The sequence below is a fragment of the Neobacillus vireti genome, assembly GCF_001026695.1.
GTDB classification, from domain to species: Bacteria; Bacillota; Bacilli; order Bacillales; family Cytobacillaceae; genus Neobacillus; species Neobacillus vireti.
This window is the reverse complement of sequence record NZ_LDNB01000002.1, coordinates 184,874-205,513: the sequence shown is the minus strand read 5'-3', so window position 1 is coordinate 205,513 and position 20,640 is coordinate 184,874. Positions and strand designations below refer to the sequence as shown.

The window sequence follows — 20,640 nt, the reverse complement described above, 5'->3', positions numbered from 1 at the left end:
AAAGGTTAAAAAACAACCTTTCGGCCGGCTCGTCTTGTGCTTGGCTACAGAAAGCTATCGCTTTCTGTACGCATTAAGGGAAACTAAGCCGATTTCCAATCGACTAAGTCTCCCTATATCGGGGCTGAGCAAGGCGCTTGCGCTTTTCTTGTTAATATATGATAAAATGCAGTTGTATTAATCGAAATATTGGGGGTTTTGTCGTATGGAGTTTCCAAAGGGCACGATTAAAGAACTTACCTTTCAAAGCGTTGAGCTAGGGGAAGAAATCCAGCTCCTTATTTATCTGCCAGCAAACTTTTCGCCGTTATATAAATACTCGTTGTTAATCGCACAGGATGGCCGCGATTATTTCCAGCTTGGCCGAATTGGTCGAGTAGCAGACGAGTTTCTTTCTAAAAGGGAAATTGAAAATTTAATAATTGTTGGGGTGCCCTATAAAGATGTGGAGGACCGTCGCAGGAAATACCATCCCAAAGGATCAGAAAACCAAAAATACATTCGCTTCCTTGCCCATGAGTTAGTTCCTTTTCTTGACAAAGAGTTTCCTACTTATCATATGGGTTCGACGAGAGCACTTATTGGCGACTCGCTTGCCGCGACCGTCTCATTAATGACGGCAATTCAATATCCGCACACATTTGGAAAAGTGCTGTTGCAGTCGCCTTACGTTGACAACCAGGTAGTGGAAATAATAAGAAACTTTACTGAAGAGCAGCTTTTAGAAATTTATCACGTCATTGGCAATCAAGAAACGGAAGTACACATGACTAACGGAAAAGTGAGTGATTTCATTGGTCCAAACCGCGAACTTTCAAAAGTAATTTCAGCAAAACCTTTTACATATTTTTATGAAGAATTTAACGGAAATCATACCTGGACATACTGGCAGCCAGATTTAAGACGAGCACTTAAACTGTTATTTTAGTCTTACAACTATTGTCACAAGTTTCATAAGTGTGATTTAAGTGATTTAATATATTTTGAAAATTTGCTATAATAGCAGGAAGGATTTTTATTAGTCTTTGTTTTCCAATAAAATAATTTTATATAAACGGAGGTAAACGTATGAAATTTGGAGTTGTTATTTTCCCGTCAAAAAAGCTTCAAGACCTGGTGAATTCTTATCGCAAACGCTATGATCCGCATTATGCTCTAATTCCTCCACACCTAACGATAAAGAATGCCTTTGAAGCAACAGAAGAGGATGCGAAGAATTTAGCAGACAAATTACAGCAAATCGCTAAAAATACCAACCCATTCGCATTAAAAACTTCCAAAGTCAGCTCGTTTCAGCCTGTAAATAATGTCATCTATTTCAAAGTGGACAAAACGGAAGAACTTACAGCCCTTCATTCCGAAGTCAATCAAGAATATAGCGAACAAAACCCGGATTATGCCTTTGTTCCACATATTACGATTGGTCAAAAGCTTTCCGATGACGAGCACTCAGATGTCTTAGGTTCACTTAGAATGACCAAACTTGATCATGAAGAAACAATTGACCGCTTCCACCTTTTATATCAATTAGAAAATGGTTCTTGGACCGTTTATGAAACATTTCGTCTTGGAAAGGAATAGGTTTACGTGAAAGTAAAAGTTGTAGAAAATCAAAAAGAACTTGAAGATGCTTTTTCAATTAGAAAAATTGTTTTCGTGGAGGAGCAAAACGTCCCGCTTGAAGAGGAAATCGACCAATACGAAGATGAAGCCGCCCATTTTGTCCTATATCTTGAAGATGCGCCTATCGGGGCTGGCAGATTCCGGGTCGTGGATGGATACGGGAAGATTGAACGCATTTGTGTTTTAAAAGAAGCAAGAAAAACTGGTGCAGGGAAATCGATCATGAATGCTATTGAGAACCACGCCCAAACTTGTTCGTTACAGAAATTAAAGTTAAATGCCCAGACACAAGCCATTCCCTTCTATGAAGGTCTTGGTTACGAGGTCGTCTCAGACGAGTTTTTGGATGCAGGTATTCCTCATAAAACAATGATTAAAGAAATACTAACTTAAAAGAAGCACTTGCCGTTAACCTGGCAAGTGCTTCTTTATCTTCCTAGATTAAAACACTTTCAGATCCCGGCTGGTTTTGTTATGATTGAACATGTCTTATCTATTGAAATAGAGGTTTATATATATGAAAACAGCTATCTATCAACATCAAAATATTGTTCTTGACAACTTAGCTAGAGAACAATATCAAAAAATCTTTCTTGCTGGGAAAAATGGTGAACTCCACTGCCCTACATGCGCCCAGAAAGTTCGATTGTTACTGGGAATTCACGAGAGCCCTTATTTTTTTCATACCCAAGAACCGGAAATACATTGCCCAGATCCTGCGGTAACCACAGTTACCGAGGGTTCAGCAAGCTTTAGCGTTCAGAACGGATTTAAATTGCCAAAAGGCAGAACGATTACAGAAACCCCAAATAATGTAGAACTATTCAGACCATCAAAAACGATTGAATACCTGATCCCATTTAAACAGGTAACAGAAGGCTGTCAGCAAAAACGACCGCCCTATCTCTTAGATCTAGCGGAAAGCGGAGTTGTCCTGGATCGAAGCCAAACAGCGGCTGTCCTGGATACAGAAGGATCAGTACTAGTCCTTGCTGGTGCGGGGAGCGGTAAAACACGAGTGTTAACCGTACGAACAGCTTTTATGCTCCATGATAAACAGATTGATCCGCGTACGATTATGCTTGTTACCTTCACGACAAAAGCTGCCGCTGAAATGAAGGATCGATTGCTCTCCTACCCACAAATGAAACGGGAAAAAATCAATCAACTTGTTACGGGTACGTTTCACAGTATTTTTTATCGGATACTTATGTTTCATGATGGAGCCAATTGGTCTGCTGACAAATTATTAAAGAAAGAATGGCAGCGGGATAAAATCCTTAAAGAAGCTGGTAAAGAGATCAACTTATCTGAAAAGGAATTTGCCTTTGACCTGGCGCTACAGCAAATTGGATTTTGGAAAAACTCACTCCTCATGCCAAACGAAGTGAGACCCGCATCGGAGTGGGATGAAACGGCAGTATTTCTATATAAAAAATATGAGGAATATAAGCTTCGAGAAGGTCTTTTTGACTTTGATGACATGCTGCTTGGCTGTTATCAACTTTTGAATTCCTCCCCTGACCTGCTAGCACACTATCAGGACCGCTTTCAATATTTTTTAATTGATGAATTTCAGGATGTAAACAAGGTGCAGTATGAACTCATCAAACTCCTATCAGGAAAGCATCAAAACGTTTGTGCAGTCGGCGATGATGACCAAGCGATTTATTCATTCCGAGGGAGTGACCCCAGCTATTTGCTGGAATTTGAAAAAGACTTCCCTGCTGCCAAATTGGTCATTCTTGAACAAAATTACCGTTCTTCCCATGAAATTGTCGCTGCATCCACACAAATGATTGCTGCTAATAAAGTCAGAAGAATGAAGCGAATGAAGGCCCAATTTTCATCAGGCTTGCTGCCGCTCTTATTTTTTCCCTTTGATGAAGAGGAAGAAGCAACAATGATTGTCACAGATATTCAGGAACGAATTTCTAATGGGGAAAATCCCTCAGACTTTGCGGTTCTTTATCGGACTAATGCTGGCTCCCGTGCTATTTTTGAGCGCTTAGCAAGTTCAAATCTTCCTTTTAAGATGGATCAAGATGCTGAAAGCTTTTATCAGCGGTATATTGTCAGAAGTGCCCTCTCCTTTCTTAAGGTTAGCTTGAATGAAGATGACCCGCATGCCTTATCCGATATCCTGCCGTTCTTATTTTTAAAGCAGGCGGTACTGAAAGAATTAAAAGCACAGAGCATCCTGAAAGATTGCAGTTTTCTTGAGGCATTATCACACTTAAAGACGGCACATGCCTTTCAAGAAAAAAAATTAAAAAAGGCTGTGACGCTTATTCGGGGACTAAAGCATATGTCCCCTATTATAGCGATTGAGAAAATCGAAAAAGATCTTGGTTTTCTTGATTTCCTCAAGAAGCGGGGAAACGAATCAAGCAAGCTCGAAAAAGGCTCGGACGATCTTAAGGACCTAAAAGTTGCCGCAAAAAGCTTTGAAACCATCGAGGCATTGCTTGCACATTCCGAGCATATGTCAGCAATGAACAAAGAAATAAAGAAGCTAAGTAAGCATTTTATAGATGCAATCAGCTTAAGCACCATTCACCGGGCTAAAGGGCTTGAATATAAAACTGTTTATATAATCGGGACTGTCGATGGCAGCCTGCCACATGATTTTGCCTTAGAAGCGCAGCGAAATGGTGATTTTACTGCCATTGAAGAGGAGCGAAGATTATTTTACGTAGCGATGACACGCGCGCGGAACCAGCTTTATATCTCAGTACCTCAACAGAGGCGAGGAAAGAAAGCAAATCCCTCACGGTTTTTAGCTCCTTTAAATAAAAAAAAGAAGACCGATTCCTAAAAAAAGGAGTTGGTCTTTCTTTTCTTACTTTTTATTCATCATTTTCGAGATTGTATTGAAGTCAAGCTGCTTGCCGTCATTAATGATCGATCTTACAATTTGATCTTCCATTTCTTTACTTACCGGTTTATTAGCAATTTGCGAAACTCTTTTGATCACATTACGGACCGTTTTTTCATCTTTAAAATTGGCATTTTGCAGTGAATTTGCTAACTCAAATATTTCTTTCATATTAACGCCCGTTTTCTTTTCTATGTTTTTAAAGAATCCATTATCCATTTTCAAAAATCACACTCCTTCATAAACTACTTTATTGTATGATGGAAGAGGAAAATGGTGAATGTCGGAACAAGAAAGGGGCTGGCCACTTTTTGAGCCAACCCCTTCCACCTGAAACAAGCATATTATTTATTAATAGAAGCTTGCACCAACAATGATTAAAAGGATGAACAATACAACGATTAATACAAATGTTGAGCCGTAGCCGTAGCCGTAGCCACCGCCGTAGCCGTAACCGCAGCCGCCATATCCAAAGCACATAAAATAGTCACCTCACTTAAGTAATCTCATTAATAACATATGAAATTACTTTTTAGTGTGTGCAGGCATGACCACCTATTCAAAAGCCAGCATGAAAAATGTGCATTTTACCCTTTAGGTTTAAAAATAAGGGCGCCAATAAACCCGAAAACAATCGCTGCTGAGATTCCAGAACTTGTTACCTGAAACATACCAGTTAGCACGCCAATGATTCCATGTGCCTTGGCATCCTGAAGCGCCCCGTGAACTAAGGAATTGCCAAAGCTGGTAATCGGAATGGTCGCTCCCGCACCAGCAAAATCAACCAGTGGCTCGTACAATCCAAACCCATCCAGCACCGCACCTGTGACCACGAGCAAACTTAAGGTGTGCCCTGGTGTCAGTTTAGCTACATCAAATAATAACTGTCCGATGACACAAATCAAACCGCCAATCACAAAGGACCAGAAAAACATCGCTAGCATTGGTTCACCCCTTTTCTCCATTCATCTCTATGGCGACAGCATGGGCAATACAAGGAATTGATTCGCTTTGCTGAAAACTGAGCGGTGATAACAATGCCCCGGTCGCAACTACCAACATCCGTTGATATGTACCCTTCTTCATTTGGTTTAGTAGATGTCCATAAAGGACAGTCGCAGAGCACCCTGCACCGCTGCCGCCGGATTGAACCGGCTGATCATCTTTATACATTAATAAGCCACAATCCTGAAATTGTTTCCTTTCCATTTTAAGACCACTTTTGTTGAGCAATTCGAATGCCGTATCGTGACCGACTCTCCCTAGGTCACCCGTAACAATTAAATCATAGTGCGAAGGGTCTAATTTCAGGTCACGAAAATGAGCCATTATTGTATCTGCTGCCGCCGGAGCCATTGCACCACCCATATTAAACGGATCTGTTAATCCCATATCGATAACTTTTCCGATCGTTGCTGATGTTGTTACAGGGTGCAACTTCTCAGGCTCATTAGGCTGAACAAGAGCAACCCCCGCACCTGTAATGGTCCATTGTGCTGTTGGCGGTTTTTGACCGCCATATTCTGTTGGGTAGCGAAACTGCTTTTCTACCGCTGCATTATGGCTTGAGGCACCTGTCAGCACGTATTTCGCTCCTTGGTAATTAACAACAAATGAGGAGAGTGCTAAGCCCTCCATAGAAGTAGAGCAGGCCCCGAAAAGACCGAAATAAGGAATCTGCATCGTTCTAGCCGCAAAGCTTGTAGGGGTAATCTGATTAATTAGATCTCCGGCAAATAAAAATTGTACCTGTTCTTTTTGGACTTCTCCTTTTTTTAAGGCCATTTTAATTGCTTCTTCAAGCAATAAACGATGGGCTTTTTCGTAGGACTCTTTTCCCATCCATAAATCTTCATATAATAAATCAAAATCATTCGCCAGTTTCCCATTTGCTTCAAATGGCCCTCCTGTTACTCCCGTTGCTGAAATCATTGGCCGGTTAGCGAATACCCATGATTGATGCCCTTTTAACAATTACAAAACCCCCCAAATAACAAGAAGCGTTTTAACCAACGCCACAACAAACGCTGAGAACACACCGAAGAGAATCACCGATCCGGCAAGCTTGAACATATTCCCGCCAACACCTAGAACAAACCCTTCTGTCCGATGTTCAATAGCAGCAGAGATAACAGCGTTACCAAACCCAGTAACAGGCACAGCACTTCCTGCTCCTCCAAATTGTCCAATCCGATCGTAGACTCCAAACCCGGTTAATAGCATGGAGAAGAAGACCATTGTCGCCACTGTCGGATTTCCGACACTTTGCTCAGTAAAATTAAAAAAATATATGTAAAAATAACTGACTGCTTGGCCAATAAAACAAATGAGGCCGCCAACAAAAAATGCTTTGATACAATTCTTCAGTACTGGTCTTTTTATTTCATGCTTTTGCTGCAGCTGTTGATAGTTCCGCTGCTGGAGCGTCGTGTTTTGCTTTTTTTGCTTGCTTTCCATTCTCATTCGCCCTTTCCTACTTCGTAGCTTCTGTCATCTTAACGATTTCTTTAAAGCGTTTTTCAGCTTCCCGGTGAGAAAATTTAGGGGATTTCATTCGCTCATCCAACCTAATCGTTTCAAGAAAAATTTTATAATCACTTGAAACAGTAAACTTCTCTTTCGGATATTTTTCTTCAAGCATTTTGGTTAGATTCTTTTCAATTTTTTTCATGCTAAATCGGTGCAAATGCTTTACCTTATAGGCAACGAGTGTATCTTTTTTCCCTTTCACTACGGCAACATCATAAATTTGAGGAAATGAGCTTACTTCTTTTTTTATTTCTTCAATACGATTACGATTTTTACTTTTATCCGTAACAACTGGTTTAGGATTCGTCGTTTTCATCAGGGCTAATTGACTATCCTTGGCCGGTTGATTATGACTACAGGCGGCCAAGAAAAATACACAAGTGAATAATATCAGTCGATACCTAGCTCTCATTTTATTCCCTTTCCTTGTTCCAATTTTTTATAAGTACTATTACAATGTAGTTTTTTCGACATTAGCAAAAATTATGACAAGATTAATAATAAAAAAACTGCCAGTTAACCAGCAGTTTCATCTGTTATCTTGATGTCTTTTTTTTGCCGCAGCCGCAGCCTTTTTTCTTTACCGATTTTGTAGTTTGATTAGTTTGATGATTAGTTTGCATTGTTTCCTTGCTCTTCTTTTTCTTATTCACCCTATTCTCTCCTTCTGAATTAATTAATTCTTTCTAGTTAGAATATGAGCGAGATGCAAGTCTTGTCTCAGCAAATCCATTATATTTCCAGCAAATACTGGACGATTAATTCAAGAATTGCGGCAATTCCTGCAACCGCTAAAATGAGGATAACCGGTGTGGAAAAGACCGGGTACAGATAAAAGAGCCCTACTATTATTGCTGCAGCCCAAATACCTGTACACCAATAGCAGCTTAGAAGTTCACCCAAAAATCTTCGTACCCCTGATTTCTTCGGGAGGTAATAAACTTCCATTTCACCATCTTCATTTTCCTCTGTTAGCTCATCGAAAAAAGGGGCACGGATAAATTCGGTTATTTTGTCATAAACAAATAATCTTGTCAGCCTGAAGCTCGCCAGCGATAAAATAAACAAATTTAAAACGGTTATTTTCATTAAGTATTATCTCCTCTAATTTATTTTTGGATTTATACCCGCCTAATTTTGCCAAATAAGGCAATTGTCCGTAACCCAAAAGGGCTCTGTGAAATATGTTAGTAATGTAAGATATATATCACGGATTAAGGAGGAAAAATAAATGGGTTGTGGAAATAATAATGACGATTTTCGCAGTGGCAACTGTGTCTGCGAAGTAGTTCGTGCCATTAAAGATATTCAAGACACCGCTGTTGAAGAAGAATGTGCAGAGTGTTCCAGTTGTTTTACAGAGCCGCTGGGAACATTAGTGTCACCAGCAAGGAGAGAGCCTGTTGATACTCGTGTGTTTGTTTTAAGTACGGAAGACGGTTCTCCATTTCATGCGTTTTTCAGCAACGAACACAATGCTTGTGTATCCATCTACTTCCGCGTAGAAGATGTATTTGACAACTGTTGTGCAACACTTCGTGTGTTAGTGCCAGGACGCCGTGAAGGCGGACACTTTGTTCCAGTAAACCTTGTTTCCAGTGGAGACAAATGTTGTATTGACCTTTCAAAAGTGTGCCAGGTTGAGCGATTCCGCGCAAGCAACGACTGCATTACAGTTGATTTAAAGTGCTTCTGTGCCGTTCAATGTATTGCCGATGTTAACTTGGGATTATGCAATTAAAAAAATGAGCCAGTCGGGATAAATCGGCTGGCTTTTTTTTTGACTATTTTTTGATCCCAATCATAATGACATTCTTTAATTCATCAATAGGAAATGTTTTTGACGATTGGTCATGGAATTGGATGGTTACCTGGCTGCCGTTGTACTCTTTTAAGTACCCCTGATAATTTCTTTCAGCTGTATAAAAGACACACGGCACAGGGGGAAGGACTTTTGGAAAGTTGATTAAATAGTCTAAGCGCTCAGTTAGGTCCATATCTTTGAAGGGTCTTACCCGCGTAAATGCAGTTTTGTTTCTTTCTTGATGCTGAGTAGATGATGAGGATTCAAAATCCTCTGAATTGTTTATCTCGATTGGTATCGGTTCGATGGACTCCTTCTTCGAAAGAGAAATCTTCCTTCTGATGTCATCTCCTTGCTTTTGTTCCCGCTTGTTTGTATAAACTTCCTGCATGTTGTTGTTAGAAGGAGTCCTTGAAAATGACTGATCCACATATAGCAGCGGGTGTTGACTTTTCTTTTTAGACATGCAAAGCACCTCCTAATTACGTAATCCTACACTTTATATGTATGCGAAATGCCTATCACCGTTAACAGCAAATTCTCAATTTCTTAAATATAAAAAGCCCGCATGGCTGCGGGCTTTAAGAAATTACAAAATATGATATCCTGAATCAACATGAATGTTTTCGCCGGTAATTCCTCGGGAAAGTTCACTGAAAAGGAATAGAGCTGTGTCACCGACTTCTTCCGGAGTAGTTGTTCTACGTAAAGGTGCTCTTTCTTCAATCTCATTTAAAATAGAATTAAACTCTCCAATGGCTTTTGCTGATAAGGTACGGATTGGACCAGCGGAAATCGAGTTAACACGAATGCCGTCTTTTCCGAGATCAGCTGCTAAATAACGGACGCTTGCATCTAAAGATGCTTTCGCTACACCCATGACATTATAGTTTGGAATGGCACGCTCGCCGCCTAAATAGGTTAATGTCACAATGCTGCCGCCTTCAGCCATCAATCCTCGGGCTTCTTTAGCCACTGCCGTTAGAGAATAGGAGCTGATATTTTGTGCGAGTAGGAATCCATCTCTAGACGTGTTCACAAATTCACCTTTTAACTCATCTGTTTTTGCAAATGCAATGCAATGTGCGAGTCCATGAATCGTTCCAACTGCCTCTTTTATTTCTGCAAAACAAGTTGCAATTGCTTCATCGCTAGTTACATCACATGGAAGGACAAGCGTTCCTTCCGCTTCTAAAGAATTGGCTAAATCACGAACACTGCTCTCAATTCTTTCCCCTGCATACGTAAAAATTAATCTTGCTCCCGCATTATGCAATGACCGCGCAATTCCCCATGCAATACTGCGTTTATTGGCGACACCCATAACAACATATGTTTTTCCAGTTAACGAAAGACTCATTGAAAAATTCCTCCCACAATAAATACAAGTTATTAGTACTTGGTACTAATTTTACACTACTATTTGAAAAATGAAAAGGGCTGCGTATTTAATAAAAAATTTATCAGCTTTCACAGAATTCCAGTTCTCTTTTCAGTTCATCCACATACTCCTTTGTACCTGTAACAATCAAGCGGTCATGCAGCTGAAGCTCGGTATCCCCATGTGGGACGATTGAATCCTTGTCTCTAAATATCCGGACAAAAATAATATCGCCAGTAAACGGAAATTTGCGTAACGTCATACCATCAAATTGACTGTTCATCATAACAATTTCATAAAGCCCTGTCTCTTGATTCGAAAGGATGTTTATGACGGCAGGCGATTCAATTAACGCACGAAGCAGCATCTTTGTTGACATAAAGGAAGAAAACACTTCGATTTGATGGTCTCGTAAGCTCTGCTCGATATCTGGACTTTCAATTCGGGCAATTACCCGTGGAACACCGTTTTCTTTTGCTCTAATCGCCAGGGCCGCATTCTGCTCCTCATTTCCTGTTGAAATGACCACAATTTCTGATTGAAAAACCTGGGTTTGAGCAATCGTATCAATTGTATAATCAGGAATTTCAACGATTTCAAAAAGCGAGTCTGCAATCTGCTTCTCTGATTTATCCATTTGCAGATGATAAAGCACCGGATCATATAAACCCGATTTTAATTCCCGGGACAATGAAAGGGTAACTTGATTGGCTCCTAGGAAAGCCACTGGCAGCTTTTTATTCACAGCGACTTCTTTCGGAATCAACTTTTTAAATAAAATCGGCGTAAAAATAGAGGTGATTACGGCAACCAATATTAATGTCCCCTTCATCTGTTCTGATATAACCCCGATTCTCTCGCCAATTGTTGCGGCGGCTATCACAAGTGAAAGGGTTGAAGTTAACAGGAATCCCGATGCAAAAACTGTTTTCTTATCGTACCAAATTTTTAAAAGATACACAGGCACAAGTTTTGATAAGAGAAGCCCAATCAATAAGAGCGGGATTAATAACAGAAGTTTTTTTTCACTAAAAAGTGACAAGACATCAAGATTCACCCCGACCATCACGAAAAAGATTGGAATCAAAAAACCATATCCGAATGAGTCAAGCTTATGGACAAGCTCCTGATTAGGCGATAATAACGATACGAGCACACCGGCAAGAAAGGCACCGAGAATATTTTCCGCACCGAGGGTTTCTGACAATCCAACTAGAACAATGATGAGTGTAAACACTGCTCGAGTTCCGATTTGTACCGTACCTGTTGACAACGTCTCAATAAAAGTCCTATTTTTAAATCTTTTTCCGACAAAATAAAGCACAATACCAGCAGCAAACAAAATTAATAACAGCCATGTATTCCCATGCTTCGGCTCATTTAGCGAGACAAAGACCGCAAGTAAGACCATCGTTACTAAGTCAGCGATGACGGCAACCAATAAAATGATTTGCCCAATAACAGTTTTCATTAGCTGGGCTTCTTTCAGGGTGGGCACAACAACACCGAGTGAAATCGTCGAGATAATCAGTGTCATTAAGAAGGCATTATCAATAAATCCAGCGATGACAAACAGGTAGGATAATCCTAATGAAAAAACAAAAATTCCGGCAAAGATGATGGTTGCAACGGCAAATGAATTCGGCTCCATTTTCCCATTTGGAAGTTTCTGTCGCTTTTTCCTACCAGTAAAGGCAGTGAAATCAATCTCAAGACCGCTTAAAAACATGAGGAAGATAAAGCCGAGGGTCGAGAGTGTTGAGAGCCACATGTCTTGATGAACGACATCGAAGCCACTTTTTCCAATAATAAGTCCGATAATAATTTCGGCAACGACAACAGGAATAAAATTTATTTTTAACCGATGGAGGATAATCGGCGTTAAAAATGCCATTGTGACAACAATTAGTAAAGAGATAACTGATAAATGCTGTTCCATTATTGTTCCACCTCTCAAAACTAGGGATTCCGTTTATAAAATCTGACTATTTCACAAAAAATAAAAGAAAAGGGGGCTTCATCCTATGCAGATTGATATTATCGGCGATGTCCACGGATGTTTCAGCGAATTTACCGAGCTCACATTAGAACTGGGCTATAGTTGGACCGGTGGTGTACCAATCCATCCCGGCGGTAGAATACTCGGTTTTGTTGGCGATTTAACTGACCGAGGGTCAGAATCGATTAAGGTCATTGAGGTTGTTTGGCAGCTTGTTATCAAGGATAAAACTGCTATCTACACGCCAGGTAATCACTGTAATAAGTTATACCGTTTCTTCCTGGGCAACAAGGTCCAAATTGCCCATGGGCTTGAAACAACGGTTGCAGAATATGAATCATTATATAAAAAAGAGCAGCAATCCATTCGTAAAAAATTTATCGAGCTTTATGAAAAAGCGCCACTTTATTTAGTATTAGACAAACAAAAGCTGGTTATTGCCCACGCAGGAATCAAACAGGAATTTATCGGACAAACCCATGGTAAGGTGAAGGAGTTTGTTCTTTACGGTGATATAACGGGTGAAAAGCATCCAGACGGTTCGCCGGTCAGACGGGATTGGGCCAAGGAGTATCACGGTGATGCCTGTATTGTATACGGACATACCCCCGTGAAGGAGCCGCGAATTATCAACAATACTTATAACATTGATACCGGTGCTGTTTTCGGCGGCAAACTGACCGCATTAAGGTACCCGGAAATGGACTTGGTTTCTGTTGTTTCTACTATGCCATATATCGAGGGAAAATTTAAACAATTTGACTGAGAAAAGCGTAAGCGCCCTGGTCAGCGGCGTATGGCCTCCTCGAAAAAGCTAACGCTTTTTCTTCGTGCGATGGTATATGCTGTCGAAGCTTTCCTTGTGGAGCGCTCCAACTGAGATAAAGGAAACACGGTGAGCGTAGCGAACCGATGTTGACTTATCGTAGGGCGGAGAGCGAAGGACAATAGCCGCTAGGGCGCTGGAGCTGGACAATTCTCAAAGTCAAAAATTTTATACTTTTTTCTAAAAAATGAAAAAGGCTAATCCCTATAAAAGCGGGTCGGCCTCTAATATTTTGCTCATATCCGATGGGAGCGGTGCCGTAAAGGTCATTTCCTTCAATGAAAACGGGTGTGTAAATTTGACATTTTTACAATGGAGGGCCTGCCTATCAATTAATGATACATCACCGCCATACAAATCATCGCCAAGCAGCGGGTGCCCTTTGAAAGACATATGTACCCTTATTTGATGGGTCCGTCCCGTTTCGAGTTGCAGCTCAGTATATGTAAATTGACGATGCCTCGCAATCACCCGATAATGGGTGCAGGCATATTGACCGTCGCTACGAACTTCCCTCTCAATAATACTTTCCTGTTTACGTCCTATCGGCTCGCGAACAGTACCGAAGTCCTGCGAAATCACTCCACCAGCAAAAGCCTCATACGTCCGATTAACTTGCCCCCCTTGCTGCATCATACTAAACAAATGATGCACATGGCGATGCTTGGCGATCAACACAATTCCCGAAGTATCCCTGTCAAGCCGGGTGACGATATGCGGAGCAGCCTGAAGGCCGATGCGCTGATAATAGCCGACAAGCGCATTTGCTAAGCTTCCTTCAGGATGCTCCCGTGAGGGAATCGTATTCATACCAGCAGGCTTATTAACAACTAACAGGTATTCATCTTCAAACAGAATCTTCAACGGGATATCTTCGCCGCCAACCCCCTCGCTCGGGTTCTCGACTGGAAAAACAACGGTTAATCTATCGCCAGCTTCCAGCTTATAACGGACATTCACTTCCCCGCCATTTACTTGGATACTGCCACCCTTAAACTTAATATCCGTTAGGGCCGTTCGTGAGATTTCTTCGTGTTTTAAAAATTCCTTTATTAGCTTTCCGGCATCACCCTGTGCTATAATCCAATTCATTTGAAAACGAGAAGCCGTCATAGAGGTCCCCTCTTTCAATCCGAAATAAACGAATCATGAACCCTTTTCCAGAAAGGAAACGGCCGGAACCGGGCAAAACGAATTTTTTCTTCAGGCACCCTGAATTGAATCGATTTTACATCCTTATGCAGCAGTGTTAGGTGATCGACTGTAACCTGAAAATCGGTGCGGTTCACAGGCTTTAACATACATGTGTGATGCGCTGGCAGGATGAGGGGTGAACCCACTGTTCGAAAAACTTTGTTATTGATTGACGCCATTTCAGCTACTTGAATGGCAGAAATGGATGGATGGATAATCGCTCCGCCAAGCGCTTTGTTATAAGCTGTACTTCCAGAAGGAGTAGAAACGCAAAGGCCATCCCCACGAAATCTTTCGAAATGCTGACCGCGGATTTCTACATCCATGACGAGCGTCCCCTCGACACTTTTTACTGTAGATTCGTTTAAGGCTAAATATCTCGATTCCTTTCCGGCATGCGAGTAACGAATGATAACTTCAAGCAGCGGGTATTCCACAACCTGAAACGGAGTTTTGGCAATCGCAATTACGAGCTTCTCAATTTCATCGGGGGTCCAATCAGCATAAAACCCAAGATGCCCCGTATGAATTCCTACGAAAGCAGTTTTACTTAAACGGCTTTTGTAGCGGTGAAAGGCGTAAAGAAGTGTCCCATCACCGCCAATGGATACAACGATATCCGGCTGGTCCTCATCGTACTTAAGATCAAAATCAAGTAAATAAGTTCTCATTTTGTGCATCAAAATATTTGATTTCTGATCTCCTTTTGATGTAATCGCAAATTTCATAGGTTTATACTCCTTGTACTGTAATACTTGTTAAAGAGCGTCAAGTCATTAGTTTAGTTCTTCTCTTCCTGCTTAAACTCCTTTTTTCTTGTAAAAAAAGCTTGTGCTTCTTGGATTTCCCCGCGGATCAATGACATTTCCTCGTCAAGCCGAAAGGAAGCTTCAGCGGCTCTTTGGAGCCTCATTTTAATATCGTTTGGAAAGATTCCTTTGTACTTATAGTTTAGCGAATGCTCAATCGTCGCCCAAAAGTTCATCGACAGCGTCCTGATTTGAATCTCGGCAAGAATCTTTTTTTCCCCGTGGATTGTTTGGACTGGATAGCAAATGACTATATGGTACGATCGGTATCCGCTGGACTTTTTATGGGAAATATAATCTCTATCCTCAACAATTTCAAAGTCATTACGATTCCTTAATAATTCAACCACGGTATATATATCATCGACAAATTGACACATGATCCGCATTCCCGCAATATCCTGCATTTCCGCTTCCAAATTCTCGAGCGGAATTCCTTTTTGATTGGCTTTATCGAGAATGCTTGCTATAGGTTTTACCCGTCCGGTAACAAACTCTATAGGAGAATGAGTTGAATCGAGATCAAATTGCCCCCTCATCCCCTTTAATTTTATTTTCAGCTCTGCTACAGCCTGTTTATAGGGTGCTAAAAATAGGTCCCAATGCTTCATGAATCCACCTCTTTATCTCTAAAAAATAGCCTCTACTTTTGTGACCATTTCTTTTCCATAATTACTATTCCCGCCAATATTGCTAATGACATATTCTAACTCCTCATGGAAATGTAAAAGTTCTAATTGTTGGTCCTGAAAATTGATCCACACCGGTAACTTTTGCTCTTGAGCGGACTTTAAGAAAGACCAGATTTGTTCTGGTATTTCAATATATGTATAATCTTCTTTAGCCTCCATTAAGTAAATAAATGAGTATTGCTTAGTGTCGACAAGGATTTGTTCTGCAGGAACTAATCCGCTGATGGGTTCATTTGCTTCTAACAATAGTCGATTTTCTGTTATGCTTGCCTTTAGAATTGTTATTCTTTTCTTCATTTTCATACCTCCATCTTCACCTTTTTATTTTAGCATAATTCACCCATTTCTCCCAAGGATAGGAGTATGAGTTGAAGACGAGAAAATAAAATAATCATTTTCTGAAAGGAAGACATGCAATGTCGCAAAATATTGAGATTGAATTTAAGAATATGCTTACAAAAGAGGAATATGAAAGGTTTCTCTTGGAATTCAATATAGATAAAAGTCAAATTTTCAGTCAAGAAAATCACTACTTTGATACTCCTGATTTCACCTTAAAAGAGCTAGGATCTGCACTAAGAATCCGCAAAAAACAGCGGTCATTTGAGATGACCCTAAAGCAGCCGGCAGCGGTTGGTATTCTCGAGACGAATCAGACATTGAGTTATAAAGAGGCAGAACAAGCAATCCATTCTAGGAAGCTTCCTGCTGGTTTAATCCAAAACCTTTTAAAAAAAGAAAATGTCAATTTTTCTACGATCGAGTATTTCGGCTCTTTATCAACAAACAGGGTGGAATTGGCATATAAGAATGGATTACTAGTACTTGATCAAAGTTTCTATCTGAATAAGGAAGACTTTGAATTAGAGTATGAGGTGGAAAACTATCAGGAAGGAAAGCGTGTTTTTCTGGAGCTTCTTAATCAATTTCAGATTCCGGAGCGAAAAACAGACAACAAAATCCGCCGCTTTTATCATCAAAAATATAAACAGCAGAATCTATTGGATATTTAACGATTCAAGGAAGGCTCTCAACCGCCAATTTTCTCCTGTTTTTACCAATAAACAACAACTTTGTATACATTAAGACTGTATTCAAGTGATTACACCTCTTTCTTAAGGCAATTAATTTGAGATATGAAAGGGTCATTGATAAAATAAGAACAACGAAAGACATTTAAGGAGTTGTCAACATGATTGAGAAAAAGCTTACACCATTTGAGGTCATTGGTGAAGATAATTTAAACCGGCTTGTGGATACCTTTTATGGCCTTGTTGCACAACATCCTGATCTTGCTCCAATTTTTCCAAATAAATTCACAGAAATTGCCCGAAAACAAAAGCAATTTTTGACTCAATATTTAGGTGGTCCGCCCATTTATACCGAAGAGCATGGTCATCCAATGATGCGTGCGCGCCATTTGCCCTTCCCTGTTACACCAACACGTTCGAAAGCCTGGTTATCCTGCATGGAACAAGCAATGGACAAGGTTGAACTGGAAGGCCCGATACGAGAGGAATTTTTCTCACGACTGTACCTTACGGCGCAACATATGATTAATACTCCAGATGGCGGCGATTTATCAGGTGAAAATCGTGAATAATTTTACATTACATGGCTCTAAGTGCAGCGGCATTGATAAAAAACCCATTGAAATTTACATGTTTATTGATCCTTTATGCCCTGAATGTTGGGGACTTGAACCCATTCTAAAAAAACTAAGAATTGAATATGGACAGTATTTTTCCATTAAAAATGTTTTAAGCGGACGGCTGGCCAATTTAAATTTGAGTAAAAAGAAAAACTATGAGAATATCGCTCAAGTCTGGGAGAAAATAGCAAGCAAATCAGGAATGTCATGCGATGGAAGTCTTTGGTTAGAGAATCCGGTGGATACTCCGTCTACCGTTTCAATTGCGCTTAAAGCAGCTGAATTACAGGGAAGACGTGCTGGGTTTCGTTTTCTTCGGAAAATTCAAGAGATGTTATTTTTAGAAAAGCAAAACATTTCTAATCTAGAGGTGTTAAAGGATTGCGCCGGCCGTTCCGGATTGGATGTTGAAGAATTTATGATTGATATTCATTCTGAAAGTGCTGCAAAAGCATTCCAATGTGATTTGAAAATAACAGCGGAAATGGAAGTAATCGAAATTCCAACATTGGTATTTTTTAATGAAAATGCCGAGGATGAAGGCATCAAAATTACCGGGAGCTATCCCTATGAGGTCTATGTACAAATTTTAGAGGAAATGCTTCCAAAGAAACCAATGAAATCGCCGCCGCCTCCATTAGAAACATTTATGAAGTTTTTTAAATTTGTCGCCTCAAAGGAAATTTCCGTTGTTTATAATATGCCCATTGCGCAAATTGAACGGGAAATGAAAAAACTACTTTTAAAACAGGTCGTGGAACAGATCCCCGCGAAATACGGAACATTTTGGAGGTATATTGATGAATAGGCAAATCGCTGGAATAAAAATATTCTGGTCATTTGTCTATTTTCTTCCTGCTAGCTACGTCAGCCTTCATTTCATAAAAACGAAAATGCCTTGCAGCTTAAAAGTTGCAAGGCATTTTTCTATTTATACGAACAAAGGGGATGGGAGAAATTTTTCACGGTCAAACAAAAGGGGTATATGTTTGTTGTGATTAACTTCACATATATAATATAGCATGCCTTTGAATACATGACAATAGTTTGTGCTTAATTTCACATAATTGTCATATTTTCATGAATGGGACAATAAACATAAAAGGAAGTAACCGTGAAAAAGGTGGAGTTTTAGAATGGGCAAATTATCTCTTATCAGCATGATTGTCTTCATCCTGATTGCTTTTTTTCTTCATATCCTAGCTTTGATGAAGATTTTCCCGTTATTATTAAGTACGCCAATTCTGTTTATTTCAATTTTACTTTTCATCATTTACCTGAATAATCGAAAACGATTTAAAGGGTTTTAAAAGGATGGCTTCGTAAAGAAACCATCCTTTTTGCTGCGCTTATGATAATAATCGCTCTAATTCATTCAGTTTTTCTTCAAATACCTTACAAGCATTCTTAACAGGATCTGCACTCGTCATGTCGACTCCAGCTTTCTTTAGCACTTCAATTGGATAGTCAGAGCTTCCAGCACTTAAGAACTCCTGAATATAGCGTTTTACTGCTGGCTCGCCTTCTTCTAAAATTTGCTTGCTTAAAGCAGTTGCAGCACTGAAGCCGGTAGCGTACTGGTACACATAATAATTGTAATAAAAATGCGGAATTCTCGCCCACTCTAAGCCGATTTCCTCATCGATTACAATATCCTCTTCACCAAAATACTTCTTATTCAATTCATAATAGGCCTCTGTTAAAGCATCAGCGGTTAATGCCTCATTATTTTGAGCTTTTTGATGAATTAAATGCTCAAACTCCGCAAACATCGTCTGCCTGAATACCGTTCCTCTAAACCCTTCTAAATAGTGATTAAGGAGGTAGATACGTTTCTGTTCATCATCAATCGTTTTCAATAAATAATCATTTAATAATGCTTCATTACAGGTCGAAGCCACTTCAGCAACAAAAATCGAGTAGTTTCCATACGGATATGGCTGTGATTTCCGTGTATAATAGCTATGCACAGAGTGACCGAATTCGTGGGCCAAGGTAAATAAATTATTCACGTTATCCTGCCAGTTCATAAGAATATACGGATGTGTTCCATATGCGCCAGAAGAGTAAGCGCCGCTCCGCTTCCCTTTATTCTCATGAACATCGACCCAACGATTATCAAAGCCCTCTTTTAGAATTTTTGCATATTCCTCACCTAACGGGGCCAGCCCTTTAATGACTAAATCCTTTGCTTCCTCATATTTAATTTCCATTTTCACATCTTTTACAAGTGGCGTGTACAAATCATACATATGAAGCTCATCAAGCCCCAGCACTTTCTTTCGAAGCTTCACATAGCGATGTAATAATGGAAGATTTTCTGTGACAGTATTGACTAGGTTATCGTACACACTCTCCGGAATATTGTTGGCAGAAAGGGCTGCATGCCTTGCTGAATCATACTTTCTCACTCTTGCATTAAAATTATCCTTTTTCACATTGCCGCTTAATGTGCTTGAGAATGTATTTTTAAATGCTCCATATGTTTTATAAACTGCTTTAAAGGCATCGCGTCTTACCCGCTGATCTCCGCTTTCTAAGAAACGGCTATATCGGCCGTGAGTAATTTCAACATCTTCCCCATTTTCATCTTTAATGGATGGGAACTCCAAATCAGCATTATTTAACATTCCGAAGGTATTACTAGAAGCATCCATTACTTCGCTTGCTTCCGCTAATAAAGATTCCTGCTCAGCTGTCAGCACATGCGGTCTTTGCAGATTAATTTCTTCGATGGCGTGTTCATATAGCTTTAATTCTTGCTTTTCATTCAAAAAGCTTGTCACCTTGACTTCATCAATCGAAAGAATTTCCGGAACAATAAAGGCCAATTGGCTGGCTGCTTGCGAATACAAATTCTTCATTCTGTCATCCAAGCCTTGGTAAAAAGAGTTCGTTGTATCCTGGTCATAGCGCATATGCGAATATGTATAAAGCTTTCCAATTCGCTCCAACAGTTGATCCTGGAACTGAAGAGCATTATAAAGTGTCTCCGCACTTTCTCCTAACTTCCCTTCAAACGCTTTAATGCCGGGAATTTGTTTTTTTACCTCTTGGAATTCTTTTTCCCATTCCTTATCAGTCGCAAAAATGTCCTCTAGTTTCCAAGTGTCATCCACTGAAATCTCACTTCTAGCTGGCAAAGACTTTACAGCCGTTTCATTTGTCATCATTCTTCCTCCATTCAAATTCGGATTGCGGGGAGACCCCTAAATAAGTATATTCTCCTAAATGTTCTAATTTCCTTTTAAAAA

25 protein-coding genes are annotated in these 20,640 nt (G+C 40.0%); 10 read left to right on the top strand and 15 right to left on the bottom strand.

What is annotated here, in order from left to right:
* Positions 1–205 precede the first annotated feature (205 nt).
* From AA980_RS01340 to AA980_RS01325, 4 genes are all read left to right on the top strand, one after another.
* Positions 206–928 carry an alpha/beta hydrolase gene (locus AA980_RS01340; protein ID WP_024030360.1) on the top strand — a complete coding sequence of 241 codons (723 nt, stop codon included), beginning with the start codon at positions 206–208 and terminating at the stop codon, positions 926–928.
* Positions 929–1,068: 140 nt separating this feature from the next.
* Positions 1,069–1,581 (top strand): YjcG family protein, encoded by a 513-nt coding sequence (locus tag AA980_RS01335; RefSeq protein WP_024030359.1) that lies wholly within the window; start codon positions 1,069–1,071, stop codon positions 1,579–1,581.
* A gap of 6 nt (positions 1,582–1,587) precedes the next feature.
* Positions 1,588–2,016, top strand: a complete 429-nt coding sequence (locus tag AA980_RS01330) for a GNAT family N-acetyltransferase (protein WP_024030358.1) — start codon at positions 1,588–1,590, stop codon at positions 2,014–2,016.
* Positions 2,017–2,140: 124 nt separating this feature from the next.
* Complete coding sequence (locus tag AA980_RS01325) at positions 2,141–4,441, top strand: UvrD-helicase domain-containing protein (protein WP_024030357.1); 2,301 nt, start codon at positions 2,141–2,143, stop codon at positions 4,439–4,441.
* 24 nt (positions 4,442–4,465) lie between these two features.
* Here the strand turns inward: AA980_RS01325 and AA980_RS01320 are convergent, their stop codons facing one another.
* The 7 genes from AA980_RS01320 to AA980_RS01290 form a co-directional block, all read right to left on the bottom strand.
* Positions 4,466–4,720: a stage VI sporulation protein F gene (locus AA980_RS01320; RefSeq protein WP_024030356.1), complete on the bottom strand. Its 255-nt coding sequence runs from the start codon at positions 4,718–4,720 to the stop codon at positions 4,466–4,468.
* 132 nt (positions 4,721–4,852) lie between these two features.
* On the bottom strand, positions 4,853–4,981 hold the full coding sequence (locus AA980_RS26010; protein ID WP_034724821.1) for a YjcZ family sporulation protein: 129 nt from the start codon (positions 4,979–4,981) through the stop codon (positions 4,853–4,855).
* 107 nt (positions 4,982–5,088) lie between these two features.
* Entirely contained in the window at positions 5,089–5,445 is a 357-nt protein-coding gene (gene spoVAE, locus AA980_RS01310) for a stage V sporulation protein AE (RefSeq protein ID WP_024030355.1), read from the bottom strand.
* Positions 5,446–5,449: 4 nt separating this feature from the next.
* Entirely contained in the window at positions 5,450–6,475 is a 1,026-nt protein-coding gene (gene spoVAD / locus AA980_RS01305; protein WP_024030354.1) for a stage V sporulation protein AD, read from the bottom strand.
* Positions 6,476–6,958: a stage V sporulation protein AC gene (gene spoVAC / locus AA980_RS01300; protein WP_024030353.1), complete on the bottom strand. Its 483-nt coding sequence runs from the start codon at positions 6,956–6,958 to the stop codon at positions 6,476–6,478.
* A gap of 16 nt (positions 6,959–6,974) precedes the next feature.
* On the bottom strand, positions 6,975–7,442 hold the full coding sequence (locus AA980_RS01295; RefSeq protein ID WP_034724820.1) for a YhcN/YlaJ family sporulation lipoprotein: 468 nt from the start codon (positions 7,440–7,442) through the stop codon (positions 6,975–6,977).
* A 320-nt stretch (positions 7,443–7,762) separates the two neighbouring features.
* Positions 7,763–8,119, bottom strand: coding sequence for a DUF1360 domain-containing protein (locus AA980_RS01290; RefSeq protein WP_024030351.1), 357 nt, complete (start codon positions 8,117–8,119; stop codon positions 7,763–7,765).
* 142 nt (positions 8,120–8,261) lie between these two features.
* Here AA980_RS01290 and AA980_RS01285 point away from each other — a divergent pair, with 142 nt between their 5' ends.
* Positions 8,262–8,771, top strand: a complete 510-nt coding sequence (locus AA980_RS01285; RefSeq protein ID WP_024030350.1) for a CotY/CotZ family spore coat protein — start codon at positions 8,262–8,264, stop codon at positions 8,769–8,771.
* A 43-nt stretch (positions 8,772–8,814) separates the two neighbouring features.
* On the opposite strand, the gene AA980_RS01280 is transcribed toward AA980_RS01285, so the two are convergent.
* The 3 genes from AA980_RS01280 to AA980_RS01270 form a co-directional block, all read right to left on the bottom strand.
* On the bottom strand, positions 8,815–9,300 hold the full coding sequence (locus AA980_RS01280) for a CotO family spore coat protein (protein WP_024030349.1): 486 nt from the start codon (positions 9,298–9,300) through the stop codon (positions 8,815–8,817).
* Between the two features lie 123 nt (positions 9,301–9,423).
* Positions 9,424–10,194 (bottom strand): enoyl-ACP reductase FabI, encoded by a 771-nt coding sequence (gene fabI / locus AA980_RS01275; protein ID WP_024030348.1) that lies wholly within the window; start codon positions 10,192–10,194, stop codon positions 9,424–9,426.
* Positions 10,195–10,297: 103 nt separating this feature from the next.
* On the bottom strand, positions 10,298–12,154 hold the full coding sequence (locus tag AA980_RS01270; protein WP_024030347.1) for a monovalent cation:proton antiporter family protein: 1,857 nt from the start codon (positions 12,152–12,154) through the stop codon (positions 10,298–10,300).
* Positions 12,155–12,239: 85 nt separating this feature from the next.
* Between AA980_RS01270 and prpE the strand changes: the two genes are divergently transcribed.
* Complete coding sequence (gene prpE, locus AA980_RS01265) at positions 12,240–12,980, top strand: bis(5'-nucleosyl)-tetraphosphatase PrpE (RefSeq protein WP_024030346.1); 741 nt, start codon at positions 12,240–12,242, stop codon at positions 12,978–12,980.
* 264 nt (positions 12,981–13,244) lie between these two features.
* On the opposite strand, the gene AA980_RS01260 is transcribed toward prpE, so the two are convergent.
* From AA980_RS01260 to AA980_RS01245, 4 genes are read right to left on the bottom strand one after another with little or no spacing between them, the layout of a single operon-like run.
* Positions 13,245–14,153 (bottom strand): RluA family pseudouridine synthase, encoded by a 909-nt coding sequence (locus tag AA980_RS01260; protein WP_024030345.1) that lies wholly within the window; start codon positions 14,151–14,153, stop codon positions 13,245–13,247.
* 14 nt (positions 14,154–14,167) lie between these two features.
* Positions 14,168–14,962, bottom strand: coding sequence for an NAD kinase (locus tag AA980_RS01255; RefSeq protein ID WP_024030344.1), 795 nt, complete (start codon positions 14,960–14,962; stop codon positions 14,168–14,170).
* Positions 14,963–15,015: 53 nt separating this feature from the next.
* Positions 15,016–15,654 carry a GTP pyrophosphokinase gene (locus AA980_RS01250; RefSeq protein WP_024030343.1) on the bottom strand — a complete coding sequence of 213 codons (639 nt, stop codon included), beginning with the start codon at positions 15,652–15,654 and terminating at the stop codon, positions 15,016–15,018.
* An 18-nt stretch (positions 15,655–15,672) separates the two neighbouring features.
* A complete protein-coding gene (locus AA980_RS01245; RefSeq protein WP_024030342.1) occupies positions 15,673–16,032 on the bottom strand; it encodes a UPF0738 family protein in 360 nt (119 codons plus the stop codon).
* Between the two features lie 119 nt (positions 16,033–16,151).
* Between AA980_RS01245 and AA980_RS01240 the strand changes: the two genes are divergently transcribed.
* From AA980_RS01240 to AA980_RS27440, 4 genes are all read left to right on the top strand, one after another.
* On the top strand, positions 16,152–16,748 hold the full coding sequence (locus AA980_RS01240) for a CYTH domain-containing protein (RefSeq protein ID WP_024030341.1): 597 nt from the start codon (positions 16,152–16,154) through the stop codon (positions 16,746–16,748).
* Positions 16,749–16,927: 179 nt separating this feature from the next.
* Complete coding sequence (locus tag AA980_RS01235) at positions 16,928–17,338, top strand: globin domain-containing protein (RefSeq protein WP_024030340.1); 411 nt, start codon at positions 16,928–16,930, stop codon at positions 17,336–17,338.
* Complete coding sequence (locus tag AA980_RS01230) at positions 17,304–18,194, top strand: ClpXP adapter SpxH family protein (protein ID WP_047771186.1); 891 nt, start codon at positions 17,304–17,306, stop codon at positions 18,192–18,194. The genes AA980_RS01235 and AA980_RS01230 overlap by 35 nt, the downstream gene beginning before the upstream one ends.
* Before the next feature lie 328 nt (positions 18,195–18,522).
* A complete protein-coding gene (locus tag AA980_RS27440; protein ID WP_024030337.1) occupies positions 18,523–18,696 on the top strand; it encodes a hypothetical protein in 174 nt (57 codons plus the stop codon).
* 39 nt (positions 18,697–18,735) lie between these two features.
* On the opposite strand, the gene pepF is transcribed toward AA980_RS27440, so the two are convergent.
* Positions 18,736–20,556 (bottom strand): oligoendopeptidase F, encoded by a 1,821-nt coding sequence (pepF, locus tag AA980_RS01215; protein WP_024030336.1) that lies wholly within the window; start codon positions 20,554–20,556, stop codon positions 18,736–18,738.
* Positions 20,557–20,640 lie beyond the last annotated feature (84 nt).